Source organism: Neobacillus sp. PS2-9, assembly GCF_030915525.1.
In the GTDB taxonomy this organism is placed as follows: Bacteria; Bacillota; Bacilli; order Bacillales; family Cytobacillaceae; genus Neobacillus.
The window spans coordinates 4452359-4468601 of the sequence record NZ_CP133269.1 but is presented as its reverse complement, the minus strand read 5'-3'; the positions used below and the strand labels follow the sequence as shown (position 1 = coordinate 4468601).

At 41.8% G+C, this 16243-nt stretch carries 17 protein-coding genes; 6 read left to right on the top strand and 11 right to left on the bottom strand.

The genetic code is table 11. The features are described 5' to 3' along the window. Positions 1-5: 5 nt before the first annotated feature. Positions 6-236 carry an excisionase family DNA-binding protein gene (locus tag RCG25_RS22335; protein ID WP_308081013.1) on the top strand — a complete coding sequence of 77 codons (231 nt, stop codon included), beginning with the start codon at positions 6-8 and terminating at the stop codon, positions 234-236. A 68-nt stretch (positions 237-304) separates the two neighbouring features. After that, positions 305-679 carry a DUF488 domain-containing protein gene (locus RCG25_RS22330; protein WP_308081012.1) on the top strand — a complete coding sequence of 125 codons (375 nt, stop codon included), beginning with the start codon at positions 305-307 and terminating at the stop codon, positions 677-679. A 57-nt stretch (positions 680-736) separates the two neighbouring features. Here RCG25_RS22330 and RCG25_RS22325 read toward each other — a convergent pair whose 3' ends face one another. After that, a complete protein-coding gene (locus RCG25_RS22325) occupies positions 737-1384 on the bottom strand; it encodes a PAQR family membrane homeostasis protein TrhA (RefSeq protein ID WP_308081011.1) in 648 nt (215 codons plus the stop codon). 131 nt (positions 1385-1515) lie between these two features. Between RCG25_RS22325 and RCG25_RS22320 the strand changes: the two genes are divergently transcribed. After that, the gene (locus RCG25_RS22320) at positions 1516-2100 is read left to right on the top strand and encodes a DUF1836 domain-containing protein (RefSeq protein ID WP_308081010.1); all 585 of its coding nucleotides are present in this window, start codon (positions 1516-1518) and stop codon (positions 2098-2100) included. Between the two features lie 57 nt (positions 2101-2157). On the opposite strand, the gene RCG25_RS22315 is transcribed toward RCG25_RS22320, so the two are convergent. Next, positions 2158-2316: a hypothetical protein gene (locus RCG25_RS22315; RefSeq protein WP_308081009.1), complete on the bottom strand. Its 159-nt coding sequence runs from the start codon at positions 2314-2316 to the stop codon at positions 2158-2160. 43 nt (positions 2317-2359) lie between these two features. Beyond that, positions 2360-3862, bottom strand: coding sequence for a glycosyl hydrolase family 28-related protein (locus tag RCG25_RS22310; protein WP_308081008.1), 1503 nt, complete (start codon positions 3860-3862; stop codon positions 2360-2362). A 200-nt stretch (positions 3863-4062) separates the two neighbouring features. Here RCG25_RS22310 and RCG25_RS22305 point away from each other — a divergent pair, with 200 nt between their 5' ends. Further along, the gene (locus RCG25_RS22305) at positions 4063-4971 is read left to right on the top strand and encodes a hypothetical protein (RefSeq protein WP_308081007.1); all 909 of its coding nucleotides are present in this window, start codon (positions 4063-4065) and stop codon (positions 4969-4971) included. A gap of 113 nt (positions 4972-5084) precedes the next feature. On the opposite strand, the gene RCG25_RS22300 is transcribed toward RCG25_RS22305, so the two are convergent. Further along, positions 5085-5837 carry an RDD family protein gene (locus tag RCG25_RS22300; RefSeq protein WP_308081006.1) on the bottom strand — a complete coding sequence of 251 codons (753 nt, stop codon included), beginning with the start codon at positions 5835-5837 and terminating at the stop codon, positions 5085-5087. A gap of 151 nt (positions 5838-5988) precedes the next feature. Between RCG25_RS22300 and RCG25_RS22295 the strand changes: the two genes are divergently transcribed. Both RCG25_RS22295 and RCG25_RS22290 read left to right on the top strand, forming a co-directional pair. Next, positions 5989-6303, top strand: coding sequence for a DUF3892 domain-containing protein (locus tag RCG25_RS22295; RefSeq protein ID WP_308081005.1), 315 nt, complete (start codon positions 5989-5991; stop codon positions 6301-6303). A 29-nt stretch (positions 6304-6332) separates the two neighbouring features. Further along, positions 6333-6908: a GNAT family N-acetyltransferase gene (locus RCG25_RS22290; RefSeq protein WP_308081004.1), complete on the top strand. Its 576-nt coding sequence runs from the start codon at positions 6333-6335 to the stop codon at positions 6906-6908. 839 nt (positions 6909-7747) lie between these two features. Here the strand turns inward: RCG25_RS22290 and leuD are convergent. The 7 genes from leuD to ilvB all read right to left on the bottom strand — a co-directional run bounded on the left by leuD (position 7748) and on the right by ilvB (position 16042). Then, positions 7748-8329, bottom strand: a complete 582-nt coding sequence (leuD, locus tag RCG25_RS22285; RefSeq protein ID WP_308081003.1) for a 3-isopropylmalate dehydratase small subunit — start codon at positions 8327-8329, stop codon at positions 7748-7750. 3 nt (positions 8330-8332) lie between these two features. Next, positions 8333-9751 (bottom strand): 3-isopropylmalate dehydratase large subunit, encoded by a 1419-nt coding sequence (leuC, locus tag RCG25_RS22280; protein ID WP_308081002.1) that lies wholly within the window; start codon positions 9749-9751, stop codon positions 8333-8335. A 102-nt stretch (positions 9752-9853) separates the two neighbouring features. Further along, the gene (leuB, locus tag RCG25_RS22275) at positions 9854-10960 is read right to left on the bottom strand and encodes a 3-isopropylmalate dehydrogenase (protein WP_308081001.1); all 1107 of its coding nucleotides are present in this window, start codon (positions 10958-10960) and stop codon (positions 9854-9856) included. A 246-nt stretch (positions 10961-11206) separates the two neighbouring features. Then, on the bottom strand, positions 11207-12751 hold the full coding sequence (locus RCG25_RS22270; protein ID WP_308081000.1) for a 2-isopropylmalate synthase: 1545 nt from the start codon (positions 12749-12751) through the stop codon (positions 11207-11209). Next, positions 12738-13769 (bottom strand): ketol-acid reductoisomerase, encoded by a 1032-nt coding sequence (gene ilvC, locus RCG25_RS22265; protein WP_308080999.1) that lies wholly within the window; start codon positions 13767-13769, stop codon positions 12738-12740. Before ilvC ends, RCG25_RS22270 begins: the two co-directional genes overlap by 14 nt. Positions 13770-13796: 27 nt before the next feature. Then, positions 13797-14318 carry an acetolactate synthase small subunit gene (gene ilvN / locus RCG25_RS22260; RefSeq protein WP_308080998.1) on the bottom strand — a complete coding sequence of 174 codons (522 nt, stop codon included), beginning with the start codon at positions 14316-14318 and terminating at the stop codon, positions 13797-13799. Then, the gene (gene ilvB, locus RCG25_RS22255) at positions 14315-16042 is read right to left on the bottom strand and encodes an acetolactate synthase large subunit (RefSeq protein ID WP_308080997.1); all 1728 of its coding nucleotides are present in this window, start codon (positions 16040-16042) and stop codon (positions 14315-14317) included. Before ilvB ends, ilvN begins: the two co-directional genes overlap by 4 nt. Between the last annotated feature and the right edge of the window lie 201 nt (positions 16043-16243).

The following is a 16243-nucleotide window of genomic DNA, read 5'->3' as shown; positions in this document are numbered from 1 at the left end:
TAACTTTGTATCTTACTATAAAGGAAACAGCAGAATATCTAGAGATGCCAGAGGCCAACGTTAAAGGTCTCATTCAACAAAAGAAAATACGTGCCGTTTTTGATGGGGAGCAGTACCTGATCAACAAAGACCAGTTCAGCACCCATCTAAAACAATTGGAAAAATACAGGGAGCTAATCGAAGAAATCCTAAACGAACCCATCCCAGAAAGCATCGACGTCAAAGACGAGGATTAGGTGTCAGGCACCATCCATGGACACTGTCCGTCTTGAGAGGACAATTTTGTTATTAATGAGGTGGTAGGTTGAGTAATATTTTTCTTAAGAGAGTTTATGAACCGTATGATGATATGGATGGCTGTCGGATATTAATTGACCGGTTGTGGCCTAGGGGGATATCTAAAGAGAGTGCGAGATTGTCGTTTTGGTTTAAGGATATCGCTCCAAGCAATGAGCTGCGGAAATGGTTCTGTCATAAGCCAGAACTGTTTGATGAGTTTCGAAAGCAATACCTAAATGAACTGCGTAGCGATGAACAAAAGCTGCAGATGATTGAGCAAATCATTGATTTGAGTACGAAAGATAGGGTTACACTTCTGTATGGTGCAAAGGATCCTGTTTATAATCATGGAGTAGTTTTGTACGAAGAATTAATGAGGATTGCAGACCAGAAAAATTGAAAGAATAAACCAAATGGAGCTGACACATATAAAATGGTCAGCCCTTTTAATTTTTTATTATATGACGTACAAAAACACAGAGAAGAAATGTGCCAGGCTTCCTAGTAAAATGAAAATATGAAAGATCTCATGAAATCCTAGGTATTTTGTTTCTAAGAACTTCGGTTTTGCCCCGTATATGACCCCACCGATTGTATAAAAAATCCCCCCGAGAATTAGTAATAATAACCCCATTGGGTTTAAGCTACCTGTTAGCGGAGAAAAAACAAAAACAATCATCCAGCCCATGGCAATATACAATGCAGTAGAAATCCAGCGCGGGCAAGTAAACCACACCATTTTAAAAACAACCCCACTAATCGCAACACTCGAGATAATCGAAAATAGAATGGCGCCAGTTTTTCCGTTCAAACTGATAAAACAGAAAGGGGTATATGTTCCAGCAATCAGTACAAATATCATTGAGTGGTCGAGCCGTCTCAAAAAAGCAATTACTTTGTCATGAGCAATAACCATATGATAGGTGGCCGAAGCGGAATAAAGCAGGATCATGCTAACCCCAAAGATAATGACTGCTGTAATAGCCAGTGGGGAGGGATTCGTCATTGCGGTTTTGATGACCATTGCGAGGAGCCCAACAAAGGCTAAAACTGCTCCAGCTAAGTGAGTCAGTCCATTAATGGGTTCACGAATATAATTGTTCATATATTAATTCCTCCTAACATAACATGTAGTTTTAATAACTACTTATAATGATACTTATGTAACTACACCTAGTCAACAACTATTTGTTTATGTATAATGAAAATATAATGAAGATGAGCGGGGTTTTTGGAATGGAACATATTAACCAAATTATTAACCAACTTGGCTTAGAGACGAACTTAACTTTGGATGAGATTCCAAAGATTGATTTATATATGGACCAGGTCATTCAATTATTTGAAAGTAAATTTAACGAAACAAAACGGAATGAGGACGAAAAGGTTCTCACCAAAACAATGATCAATAACTATGCAAAAGGGAAGTTAATTTTTCCAATTCAAAATAAGAAATATTCCAAAGAGCATCTGATTCTAATTAGTTTGATTTACCAGTTAAAAGGGGCACTTTCAATCAATGATATTAAGGTAACCCTTGACGGGATTAATAAGATGATTGTAAAAGAAGAGTTGGATGTTGAATCTTTTTATACAAGCTATCTTCATTTAACCAGCCAGAACGCAGTTGATTTTAAAGAGGACATCGAGCAAAGGGTAATGGAAGTAAAAGGAGAAATTACGTCGTTACAGAGTGAGGATTCTCCTTATCTGGAACAAGTGTTGATGATTTCTTCGCTAGTTCACATGAGTAATTTATACCGGAGAGTGGCAGAAAAGCTTGTCGATGAATTAGAGGTTGAAAAAAGGCATAAGAAATGACGTGTACAATGGGTACACGTCATTTTATTTATTTAATCTCTTTCACTCATAAATAGATTATTCCTTGTTATTGGTCATAGTACTTTCACCATTAACTGGGTGCGGCTGGCCGTAGCCTTCAACATTACCCGCATGCTCTCTGTGATATTCTGATCCGGAGCCTTGACGATTATTTTTAGCCTGTTGCTTCTCATTTGCATTCGATTGATGTGACAAAATTTTCACCTCCTAAACACATCTTAGAATGCTTATTATTTGTTTATTTATTCAAAGGCTGTAAAACTTTGATATTTTCCAGCTTGATAGAATTAGCAGGATTCTCGCCACCATAAACTTTTATATTTGATCCAGCATGAGTAAAATCCTTAAACGAAATGTTATTTAGAAGCACATTTCGAGCACGGTATTGAACAGCTATTACCGGATTTCCTTGATAGTCGTAATTAGCTTCTCCGATTAAAGTAAAATGGTTAATCACCACATTTTTATAAGCAGAAATCACCATGCCGCGGGGTGTGGAATCTTCGTATAACGTTGAAAAAACAGGTGCAATGGCAGCAAGATTCAATGCCAAAATGTTAAAAGCAGTCAGTGATTCAGCATCGGAAGCTTTATGGTGACCGATATGACGGAAGTTAAAGGAACGGTTATCATTGACAGAGATATGACCCGCGATTACCACATTTGAGGCTGCTGAGGAATTTTGATGGGCTTTAATTTCTACACCGCCAAAGCATCTAGCAGATGAATTATTCACTAACAGCACATTTCTTGATCCGTCATCCACTTCAATTCCATTTGAATTGGAATAGCCTTTTTGGTGGGCTCGTCCACTCGGGTCGCACATATGCGAATGAGAAATCCAAATATAATCACTATGATGAGTGGTGATTCCGTCATCACCAAAGCCATAGCCAGTAACATTGTCTAGCCAAACGTACTTACTGCCGCCACGTGCACGGTATCCATCACCGGCGTAATTGTAAAGGGTGGAGGAGATATCAAAGCAATGAAGTCCAGGATTGATTCCTTCTACATCCTTTACCCAACCATAGGTCACATTTGCGTATGTTAAGCAGCTCGAATGGTTCCCCCATGTACTTGTTTTTGTTGCTTCCCCGAGCCTTTCAACATTCCAGTCTAAGCTTAAGCCCTTAATGAAAAGATGATGGTTGCCCCGCCAATGGTTAGCGTTGGTTACTAGTCTTGTACCTTTTGAAGCCTGTTGATTGAGCTTAATCGTAGTAACTCCTTTACCGGAACCCTCAAGCCATGTCCATGAGGGCAGTTTGAGCCCTTTTGTCAGAAAAACTCCAGGTGGGACAATGACTTTTACCCGTCCATTACCAATTGCTTTTTGAAAAGCAGCACTGCAATCTGTGATACCGTCCCCAACTGCACCAAAATCCATGACATTTACTTCACGGGTTATCTGCTTTTTCAATCGCATGTATTCTGTATCAAGCGTATCCTTCCAATCTGGGAATACCATTCCTTCATCATCAACTAAGATTCTCGTTGGTTTTAAAAGACGTGAAGGTTTTGCTAGTAGACGAAATAAGCCTTCTGTTACATTTTTAAAAAAGGGTGACGGTTGGAAAGGTTTCTTAGTAGCTATAGGGGCAACCGCTTCGTTTAAAAGCTGATCAAATAATTCTTCTGTTTCGCTGACCGCCTGCTTAATATCCAGTTGTATTCCTGTGATTTGTGCAAGCATCTCACCATTATTTCGAGGGTCGTGCGATTTGTCTAGGGAAATCATTCCTCTCACTCCTAAAGAAATCCATATTCATTAGTATACCCTCTGAGAAAAAAATCAAATGTATATATTGTTCTTCAGGTCAAAGAGAGAATCTGAATTTTTTGTGAACTAGGGGGTTCGGCATAGGGAAATCACGCTAATTGGTTTAGGATGGGTATTGAGGAGAATCATCTTCTTGAGAAGAGAAAGGAGGTCTCAAAATGAAAAAGCGTGAAATGATATATCATCGCCCCATTAGCATTCTGGTCCTCATTATCATCATTTTTTCAATTATAGCAACATCTTACGCAATCTTTTCAAGTCAAGGCCCTGGTACGTACGAATACAAGTCCATATTTGGAGAAACTATCAATATTTATGGAAAGGGACTATATCAGCATGATTCCGCGGCCATGGCAATTCAAGCGATTGCACAGGACATCGTTACCTTGATTGTAGGGGTTCCTTTATTGTTCATTTCCATTTTCTTGGCTTGGAAAGGGCTCTTTAGAGGCAAATTACTCCTGTCAGGAACCCTAGGGTATTTTTTATACACCTATGCTTCCTATTCCTTTCTATCCATGTATAACTCGATGTTTCTCATTTATGTGATGATTATGTCAGCAAGTTTTTTTGCCTTTATCCTATCGTTGATGTCGTTTGACATTTTAACCGTCCCTCTATATTTTCATGATAAACTTCCAGTAAAATTTATTGGTAGCATCTTGATTGCTATTGCTTGTATGTTTGGGTTTATGTGGGTCGGAAAAATAGTTCCACCACTATTCAGCCAGACTCCTCCAAAAGGAATTGACCAATATACAACTCTTGTCATTCAGGCATTAGACTTAGGATTAGTTGTTCCAACAGGCATATTGGCGGGCGTTCTATTAATCAAACGAAAACCGTTTGGCTACCTATTAGCTTCTATCATAACAATCAAGGAACTTACCCTACTTACAGCTCTTTCAGCAATGATCATCCTACAAAGGTACAACGGAATAGAAGTCAGCCCAGTGGAGTTGGAACTGATTCTACTACTCAATATCATCATCATCTATATCATGTTTCTCATTTTGAAAAATGTTAAAGAGGTGTCAGGTACCAATCGTGGACAAATGTCCGTCTAAAGTGGACGTTAATTTTAATTGAAAGCCCTTCCATTTTTGATTATGGAGGGCTTTTGTTTTTGAAATTATGGTGGCTTAAATTTTTTGTTCAATCATTCACAAAATTATTCACTTCAGATGATCAGTCCAGCGACTAGTAGAGAAATCGGAAACAAACTGACGAATACGATCCGTGCGAAACTTACTTTGCCGTATAAAACGACTGTACCTATCTGATTGTCCCATGTGGACCTTCCATTTTTTCTAAGATCGAAATAGGAAAAATAAAAGCAAATGAAATTTATTAAGGGGATTCCAAACCCCATTCCGGCTGCTGTTACAAAGATACTTCGCTTAAGAGCCGTAAAAAAGTCAATATGTTCGCCATTGACCATTCGCAGCCTTGCATGAAGTATGGTCTTACCTAAGGTATTTCCAAAAATAGAGAGAATGGAGGCCTCTACTAAAATATAGAGAACCAGACTGAACATAAAAATGGCGATGCCTGAAGATTCAACGATAAATCTTGGAGAAAAGACGGATACCAATGTAATGAGAAACAATGAAAACAAGGAAAGATCAAAAAATCGTGCCAGGTAACGGACAATCGGTCTTCCATTGGGATACGTGTCTTTTTTGACTTCCTCCCAGTCACCGGCTAAGGTACTACGTGGAGTTTCTTCCTTCATTCTTGAATTCACCATAGAGTCAGGAAATAGGTTAAGGCTTTTCACCATTTGCCAACCTTCTAATTCCTTTGTCCATATAAACGATTCTGCTGTTAAAATACCTTGTTCCAACAATTTTTTTAATTCAAATGTACCTACAGGTCCCTGTTGTTGATGATCTCGAATGTAAAACCATGCATTTCCTTCTGACGGTTCCATTTTATCACCTCAATTAGGTAAATTATACCACGTGAGGTTTGAGGTGGAATTTATTAGGGGAATACAAGTATGAACAGTTTTTGACAATTTCAGGTCGAGGGATAATTTTTTATAAAGGAAAAATACTAACAAATGTTCGGAGGTGGAATCAATGGAACAACAGGATTTTGAAAAGATTTATCAAGAATATAAGCAGCAAAGTGAACAAGAAGCCATGCTCGAGGCAAATCTGAGTAATTCTGATGGTAAGGAAGCGTTTGTTGCCGTTAGAAAAAATGAGGATGGAGATATTATTGCTTTTAAAACAAATACTGGTCGAGAATTGGACTATGTAACAGCCTTGGATGAAGCGAAGGCTGGAAAAGTGGCGCACGTTGATGTCTTTCATAAATATGGTAGAGATATTATCCGAAGTGAACCTGATGGTATCAAGGAAAACAATCTCGATCAGTTACCTGAATTTTAGAGTAAGTGAAAGAATGAAAGGGGAATCCCATGCATTGGTATGAAAAGTTGAATCAATATTTTCCTCTCGAAGAGATGAAATCACGAGAGCACATGGAGACCCTGCTGAAAGAACGTTCCGAAATCTATCATAAAGATGAAGGGCCTAATCATGTCTTGATGTATGTTGAACTAGATAATTTTATTTTTATCGATTATTTATTTGTATCCAAAAATGCCCGCGGTGAGGGACTAGGACATAAACTATTGGAAAAGTTGAAACAGAAAAGAAAGCCAATCATCCTTGAAGTAGAACCAGTTAATTATGGGGATACCGATACTGAAAAAAGGCTCCATTTTTATAAGCGGGAAAAATTCGAGCATGCTGTGTCGATTGGTTATGAGAGAAGGTCTTTGGCAACAAATGAAATTAACAGGATGGAAATCCTGTACTGGGCACCAAATGATGAGTCAGAAGAAATGATTTTTGAAGCGATGAAAAAAACATATGACATGATCCACACCTATAAGGATAAGCATTTCTATGGTGAGTCGTACCAGCCGGTGGAGGATGTACTTTCCTTTGATGAGGAATCGGATAATAAAAATATTTTAGATAAGCTTTGAGATTAGTGCTTTGCTCCAGAATGGAGTGAAGCTTTTTTTAAATGTAATAAAAGATAAAATTTTGCAGCCATAGTCCTGTGTAGTTTGGTATTTTATGTCTCGATCCAATGGAAAGAAGCCTGACCGGTAAATAGAAGAAGGTTCTAATGCCCGAGCTAAGAAAAAAAGAGCGCGACCGGTAAATAGGGGAAGGTTCTAATGCCCGAGCAAAGGGAAAAAGAGCACGATCGGTAAATAGGGGAAGGTTCTAATGCCCGAGCTAAGAAAAAAAGTGCGCTAGCGGTAAATTGAAGGAGTTTCTAATGCCCGTGGTAAAGGAAAAAGAGCGCGACAGGTAAATAGGGGAAGTTTCTAATGCCCGTGGTAAAGGAAAGGAGCGCGATCGGTAAATAGAAGAAGTTTCTAATGCCCGTGGTAAAGGAAAAGAGAGCGACCGGTAAATAGAAGGAGTTTCTAATGCCCGTGGTAAAGGAAAAGAGAGCGACCGGTAAATAGAAGAAGGTTCTAATGCCCGTGGTAAAGGAAAAAGAGAGCGACTGGTAAATAGGGGAAGGTTCTTATGCCCATGGTAGTGGAAAAAGCTCTCGACCGGTAAATAGAAGGAGTTTCTAATGCCCGAGCAAAGAGAAAAAGAGCACGACCAGTAAATGGAGTCAGATTAATGCCCATTACAAGGTTGACTGGCTACTAAAGGATAAGGACTTTTGTACTCTTAAGTGCGACAAGGTCTTTCTATGCTCCGCTAAATCAACCCGTCTTTTTAATTGGATGACCAAGGAGCTTGTGCTTTTCTTAGTGGAGTAAAGAAAAATGAGCTTGTTTTCCAAGCTCATTTCAACTTATCTTTCTAATTCATATTGCTTGATTTTATCCTCATAGGTTAAAGTAACCCCAATCTCATCCCAACCGTTAAGAAGCATTTGTTTAGGATACGGAGCGATATCAAAAGTCATCTCGAATCCCGAGTTGTCAAACACTCTTTGTTCCTCAAGATTGACTGTTAGCTTGTAGCCCTCGGCTTCAGCGTTTTTCATAATGGTTTGTACCTGTGATTCACTTGCTTGAACGGCTAGAATTCCATTTTTTACACAGTTATTTTTAAAAATATCGGCGTAGCTTGGTGCGATGATTACCTTAAAGCCAAAATCCTGCACGGCCCATGGTGCATGCTCACGGGATGAGCCGCAACCGAAGTTCTCACCAGCAACCAAGATGGAGGCACCCTGATATTTTGGCAGATTCAAAGGGAAATCAGGCCGTAAATTGCCCGCATCATCAAAGCGCCAATGATAAAAGAGGTATTGACCAAAGCCACTGCGTTCAATTCGCTTCAAAAATTGCTTCGGAATAATTTGATCTGTATCTACATTAGGCCTGTTTAATGGGCAAACAAGTCCTTGGTGAATGCGTAGTGGTTCCATATGCTACATAACCTCCTGAGCAGTGAATTGACGGACATCAACAAAATGACCTGCAACTGCAGCAGCTGCAGCCATTTCTGGACTGACCAAATGGGTCCGTGCGCCATTTCCTTGTCGCCCTTCAAAGTTTCGGTTAGAAGTGGAGGCACAGCGCTCGCCTGCCGGAACGATATCATCATTCATTGCTAAACACATACTGCAGCCGGCCTCTCGCCATTCAAAGCCTGCCTCTTTAAAGATGACATCCAAGCCTTCCTTCTCTGCAGCCAGTTTTATACTAAACGAACCGGGTACCACGATAGCGGTAACAGAAGGGCTAACCTTTCTGCCGCGCAAGACTTCAGCTGCTTTTCGTAAGTCGCTTAACCTGGAGTTTGTACACGAACCAATGAAAACATGGTCAATTTTAACGTTGGAGATAGGTTCTCCAGCCGTAAGTCCCATATATTCAAGAGCCCGGTTAATTTCGTCCTGCTCGCTTGGTCTATCAACATCATCTGGGCTTGGAACGTTAGCTGTAACAGGAATGCACATGCCAGGGTTTGTTCCCCACGTCACCTGTGGCTCGACTTCCGCTGCATCAATTTCAACCACAGCATCATAAGCTGCGCCTTCGTCTGTCGCAAGTGATTGCCACTTAGCAACAGCTTCTTCAAATGCTTCTCCTTGTGGCACATGGCGGCGTCCGCGTAAATACTCAAACGTAGTTTCATCAGGAGTGATCAGACCCGCTCTCGCACCAGCCTCAATTGACATATTGCAGACAGTCATTCGCTCTTCCATGGATAAGGAGCGAATCGCTTCACCTGTGTATTCCATCACATAACCCGTTCCAAATTGGACGCCGAACTTGCCGATGATGGCTAGAATGAGGTCCTTTGCTGTTACACCAATCCCAAGTTTGCCGTTTACTTTTACATTAAGAGTTTTTGGCGGTGCCTGCCAAAGCGTTTGAGTGGCAAGTACATGTTCTACTTCACTTGTACCAATTCCAAAGGCAAGGGCTCCAAATGCACCATGTGTAGAGGTGTGACTATCCCCGCAAACAATCGTTTTTCCAGGCTGGGTGAGGCCAAGCTCAGGACCAATGACATGGACAATACCATTATCGGGATGATGAATATCAGCAAGTGTAATACCGAATTCCTGACAGTTTTCCTGTAAGGTATCGATTTGCTTTTTAGAGATTGGGTCATTAATGACAAGACGTTGTCGGGTAGGAACATTATGGTCCATCGTTGCGTAAGTAAGATCCGGACGGCGGACTTTACGTCCATTTATTCGTAAGCCCTCAAATGCTTGAGGAGAGGTCACTTCATGTACGAGGTGTAAATCGATATATAATAAATCCGGTTTTCCTTCCTCTTGATGGACTACATGCTGTTCCCAAATTTTTTGGATAATATTTTTTGGTGTTTGCATAGCTTCCTTCCTCACGTTCATAGATTTTTGCTATTGAAAAATTTGCAGGAAATCCGCCAGGCAATTGTTAAAGAACAAGCCTGACGGATTCTGATTCACCTATTAAAAATAACAGCTGGCGATACACTTGGATGCGTTTTGCGATTTAATGTAATCTACAATCAGTTTTGTCATTTCTACTGTTCCTACAAGGCGCCCATCTGTCACTTGGAGATCCCCCGTATGGAAGCCAGCATCAAGTACAGACTGAACCGCGTCTTCAATGACCTTCGCTTCATCATCCAATTGGAAGGAATAACGTAGCATGAGAGCAGCTGATAAAATCATCGCAACTGGATTAGCCACTCCTTTTCCAGCGATATCAGGTGCGGAGCCATGAACAGGTTCATAAAGGCCCACCCCATCTTCACGTAAGCTGGCAGATGGAAGCATGCCGAGCGAACCGGTTAGGACGGATGCTTCATCACTTAAGATGTCTCCGAATAGATTCTCAGTAACGATGACGTCAAAGTGAGTCGGGCTTGTAATCAATTTCATTGCAGCTGCATCAACTAACACATGTTCAACTGCAACATCCGGATATTGAGCCTTTTTCTCCTCGACCACTTCGCGCCATAACTTACTTGATTCAAGGACATTTGCCTTGTCAACAGAAGTTAAGTGACCGCGCCGCTGCTGGGCAGCTTGGAAGCCTTTATCTACAATTCTTTCAATCTCTTTACGTGTGTAAGCAAGTGTGTCTACTACTGCGTTTCCGTTGTCACGGCGTTCACTTGGTGTCCCGAAGTAAAGGCCGCCAGTTAATTCACGTACAATAAGGAGGTCGCTGCCAGATACTACTTCTTCCTTTAATGGTGATGCATGGAGGAGATTTTTAAATCCCTTGATTGGCCGTAAGTTTGCATATAAATCAAGGGCCTTTCGAATGCCAAGCAAGCCACGTTCTGGTCGTAGATGGGAAGGGTTCTGATCCCATTTAGGCCCACCTACTGCTCCAAGTAGTACAGCATCTGCCTGTTTACAGGCATCAACAGTTGATTCTGGAAGGGGAGTGCCGTAAAGATCAATGGCTGCTCCTCCGATTTCATGAGTCTCAAAGCTGAATGAATGATTATATTCTTCTGCTAAGGCACTTAATACTTCTCTTGCTGAATGAATGACTTCCTTACCGATTCCATCACCAGGAAGTAAGACAATATGTTTTTTCATTAGAGCAACCTCCTCAATTTTTGTAAGATAAGGGCATTGAAATACACCCTAGCTTTTAAGAAAAAGCTTTGTTAAAATGGCCTGTTGATTTCCGCTCCAGGCACTTCGCTTTCCGTGGGTGTTTCGGCGAGCCTCCTCGGCGCTTGCGCCTGCGGGGTCTCCCCTGAACCATACTCCCACAGGAGTCTTCGTGCCTTCCACTCCTATCAACAGGGTTTAAAAGTCAACATTGTTCCTTAACATAGCTTAAGAAATAGCTGTTTCTTTCACTAATGCTTTGTGGGTATAAAATACACGGTTGACTGCGTTTAAGAATGACTTGGCTGATGCTTCTAAGACGTCCTGTGCTGAGCCGCGGCCGCTGACTTTGGTACCGTTAACGGTCATTTTCACGTGAACTTCTGCTAGGGCATCGCGGCCTTGGCCAACTGAACTCAATCTAAAATCAGTAAGATGAATTTCTTCTTTAATGAGGGCTTCTAATGTGTTCATTAGCGCCTCAACACTTCCTGACCCTGTACGCGCGGTTTCTACACGGATTCCTTCTGGAGTAGTTAACGCTACCGTCGCAGTAGGGAGATTGGCTGAACCGTATTGTACTTGGAAAGCAACAAGCTCGTATTTTTTCACATCTACTGATGTTGTTTGGATATCAGTTAAAATTGTAAATAAATCCTCGTCCGTTACTTCTTTTTTTCGGTCGGTTAATTGTTTAAAAGCAGTGAAGGCTTCACCTAGTTTTTCAGGAGAAAGGGTATAGCCCATTTGCTCAATTTTGTCTTTAAATGCATGTCTGCCGGAGTGTTTTCCAAGGACTAAATCATTGGATTTAACCCCAACTAATTCAGGTGTAATAATTTCATAGGTTAAGGTGTTTTTTAACACGCCATCCTGGTGAATTCCTGACTCATGGGCGAAGGCATTTTTTCCAACAACCGCTTTGTTAGGAGGAACCAACATGCCTGTAAAGCGGCTGACAAGATCGCTCGTACGTTTGATTTCTTTTAATACTAGATTCGTTGTGTAAGGATACTTATCTTTTCGGATGTTTAAGGCTACAGCAATCTCCTCTAGAGAAGCGTTACCAGCCCGTTCACCAATTCCGTTAATCGTGCCCTCTACTTGGGTCACTCCATTCTCTATGGCAGCAAGGCTATTAGCTACCGCCATACCTAGGTCATCGTGACAGTGACAGGATAGGGCTACTTTATGAATATTAGGTACGTTTTCTCTAATGTAGCGGAACATGCGACCATATTCTTCCGGTGTGGTATAACCAACTGTATCTGGAAGGTTGATGACGGTTGCTCCTGCATCGATAACCTTAGTAATAATCTGAACGAGAAAATCAAGGTCAGAGCGGGAAGCATCCTCTGCAGACCATTCTATCTGCGGGAATCTTTGGCGTGCATATGCGACCATATCGACCGCCGTTTGTGTCACTTGTTCCGGTGTCTTCATTAATTTATATTTCATATGGATAGGGGAGGTAGCAAGAAACACATGCAATCTTGGCTCAGCTGCATCTTTTAAGGCATCCCACGCAATGTCAATGTCTGATTTTGTCGCGCGTGCCAAGCCTGTGACGGATGCGTTTTTAATTGTTTGGGCAATCGCTCGTACTGCTTCAAAATCTCCTTGTGAGGAAGCCGGGAAGCCGGCCTCCATAATATCTACACCAAATCGTTCAAGCTGTCTCGCAATTTCTAACTTTTCGAGCTGGTTTAAATTCACACCTGGGGACTGCTCACCATCGCGTAAGGTTGTATCAAAGATGTTAACGTGAACCATTTACCACCACTTCTTTCTTTGCATTTACTGGCTTTTTAATGAAAGGCATTAATGCACGAAGCTCTCTGCCAACAGTCTCGATTTGGTGATTGTTTTCAGCGCGGTTGATGGCGTTGAATTGTGGGCGATTTGCTTGGTTTTCAAGGATCCAGCCTTTTGCAAACACACCAGTTTGGATATCTTTTAATACTTCCTTCATACGGGCTTTTGTATCTTCATTTACCACACGTGGTCCTGAAACGAAATCTCCCCATTGTGCTGTGTCAGAAATCGAGTAACGCATGTTTTCAAATCCACCTTCGTATAAAAGGTCCACGATTAATTTCAATTCATGTAAACACTCGAAGTACGCAACTTCAGGCTGGTATCCAGCTTCTACTAGAGTTTCAAAGCCTGCTTTAATTAGGGCAGTTGTACCACCGCAAAGGACAGCCTGTTCTCCGAATAAATCTGTTTCTGTTTCTTCTTGGAAAGTCGTTTCTAACACGCCTGCACGAGCAGAACCAATTCCTTTGGCGTAAGCAAGAGCTACTTCACGCGCTTGACCAGTGTAGTCTTGGTAAACCGCATAAAGGGCAGGAACACCAGCGCCTTCTGTATATGTGCGTCGTACTAAATGTCCTGGACCTTTAGGTGCTACTAGGAATACGTCCACATCTTCTGGAGGAACGATTTGGCTAAAGTGAACGTTAAAGCCGTGGGCAAAAACAAGAGCGTTTCCTGCTTCTAGATTTGGTTTGATACTTTCTTCGTACACTTTAGGTTGCATTTCGTCTGGAAGAAGAACCATGACCACATCTGCAACAGCTGTTGCCTCTGCAACTGAACGAACATCAACTCCATCTTCAACTGCCTTATCCCATGATTTACCGCCTCTTAGACCAACCACTACATCAAAGCCGCTTTCTTTTAAGTTCAGGGCATGTGCATGACCTTGTGAACCATATCCGATTACTGCAATCTTTTTCCCTTGTAAAACTGCCTCTTGAATATCTCCGTTATAAAGTACTTTTACCATTATGAATCATCCTTTCAGGAATAGTTTTTATTTTAATAGTGAGTAAGTAGCTAGTTCGTTTACTTGTGGCTGATGACCTCGTTGGAGGGCGGTCAGTCCAGTTCTAGCAATTTCTTTAATGCCGTATGGACGGAGCAGCTCTATCAAGGCATCGATTTTATCAGGACGGCCAGTGATCTGGACGGCTAGACTATCTTTGCTAACATCAATAATTAAGGCACGGAACGGATCAATAATTCCGTTGATCTCGCTGCGGAGCTGACTGCTGCTGGCTACTTTAATGAGAGCGAGCTCTCTAGCAACAATCGCTTTTTCCGTAATATCAGAGACTTTCAATACATCAATTTGCTTGTTTAATTGTTTCGTCACTTGTTCAAGACGTTGGTCGTCTTCGACTTCGACAACTAAGGTCATTTTGGAGACGCCTTCTGTTTCAGTCGGCCCAACAGAGATGCTTGAAATATTGAATTGACGTCTTTGAAGGAGGCCAGTGACCCGGTTTAGTACACCGCTTCGGTCTTGAACAGTGGCTGTTATGATCCGTTTCATGGTTTCACCCCAATCATTTCATGGATTCCTTTGCCTGGTGCAATCATTGGAAACACTTTTTCCTGTTGAAGCACGCGGCAATCAACAAGAACTGGGCCATTGTGTGCAAAAACTTCTGGTAAGACAGTAATGAGTTCTTCCTGAGTGTTCACCTTAACACCGCGAATCGAGTAGCTTTCAGCCAGCTTGACGAAATCAGGCTGGGTATGAAGGATAGATTCAGAAATACGGTTTCCATGGAGTAGTTCTTGCCATTGGCGAACCATTCCGAGTGCCCCGTTATTAACGATGATGATTTTTACAGGAAGGTTTCTTTCATAAATGACCGATAATTCCTGAAGGGTCATTTGGAAACCGCCGTCTCCTACAATTGCAACAACTGTACTTTCTGGTGAGGCAATTTGTGCTCCAATGGCTGCAGGGAAGCCAAATCCCATGGTTCCAAGTCCACCTGATGTAATCCAGCGATGCGGTTGCTTAAAGGTGTAATACTGTGCAGCCCACATTTGATGCTGACCTACGTCGGTTGCAACAATGGCGTTTCCATTTGTTACCTTATGCACGGCTTCAATGACCCACTGTGGACACATTCCGTTTGGATCATGCTTATACCAAAGCGGATATTCCTGTTTATACTGTTGGAGGGTTGCAAGCCATGATTGGTGTTCCGGTTGTTCGACTTCATGCTGTGCTAATTCCATTAACGCCTCGCGTGTATCAGAAACAATTGGAATTTGAGTTGGTATGTTTTTTCCAATTTCGGCAGGATCAATGTCGATATGAGCTACCTTTGCATGTGGTGCAAAGTGTTTCAGATTGCCTGTTAAGCGATCATCAAACCGTGCGCCAAAATTGATAAGTAAATCACAATCATGCAAAGCCATGTTTGCCGCATACGTTCCGTGCATTCCACCCATTCCTAAAGAGAGAGGGCTGTCAGCAGGGAAGGCACCTAATCCTAGTAGTGTGGTGACCACCGGAAGATCGTATTTTTCAGCAAATGCAGTCAGTTCAGCTGAAGCCTTTCCGTGAAGAACTCCAGCTCCAGCAAGTACAACAGGTTTCTTTGCTTTAGAAATAGAGTCGGCCAGTTTTTTAATCTGCAAAGGATTTGGTTTGGTAGTTGGCTGGTAGCCTGGTAAATGAATACTCGCTTCTTTTGGTTCTTCTGTTAATACTCCTGCTGAGATATCTTTTGGAATATCGACTAAGACTGGACCTGGTCGGCCGGTAGAAGCAATATGGAAAGCTTCCTTCACGATTCTTGGCAAATCGGCTATGGATTGCACTTGGTAGTTATGTTTGGTGATTGGTGTTGTAATAGCCATCACATCAGCTTCCTGGAAGGCATCTGTTCCGATGACACTTCGTGCAACCTGCCCGGTAAATACCACGAGTGGCAGGGAATCCATCATAGCATCTGTAATTCCAGTAACCAGGTTAGTAGCTCCTGGTCCTGAAGTGGCAATGACTACTCCAGGTCTTCCAGTAATCCGGGCATATCCTTCAGCAGCATGAATCATACCTTGCTCGTGCCGGAAAAGGATGTGGTTGATGGTTCCTTTTGCCCGATAGATGGCATCATAGATCGGAAGGACTGCACCTCCCGGATACCCAAATAACGTATCAACACCTTCCTGCTTCAATAAATCGATTAGAAGGTCGGCACCAGTTTTGGGTTCAGTACTGGTTTGGAATTCCAGCTTTTTTGCTTCTACTTTCACGTCGTAATCCCTCCTTGTGGATATTTGAATATTAGAAAAACTCAGCGTATGGCTGTGGTTTTGTAAAATAAAGTAGGTCGAGTTTCTCAACTCTTTGGAAGATTTGTAGATAAATTGCAAAAATGTGTAGATAAAGATTAAATGTTCTCAAAAATAGTAAAAAAGGCCCTGTTTTCCCCGAATAGACTGCAATGAAGAACA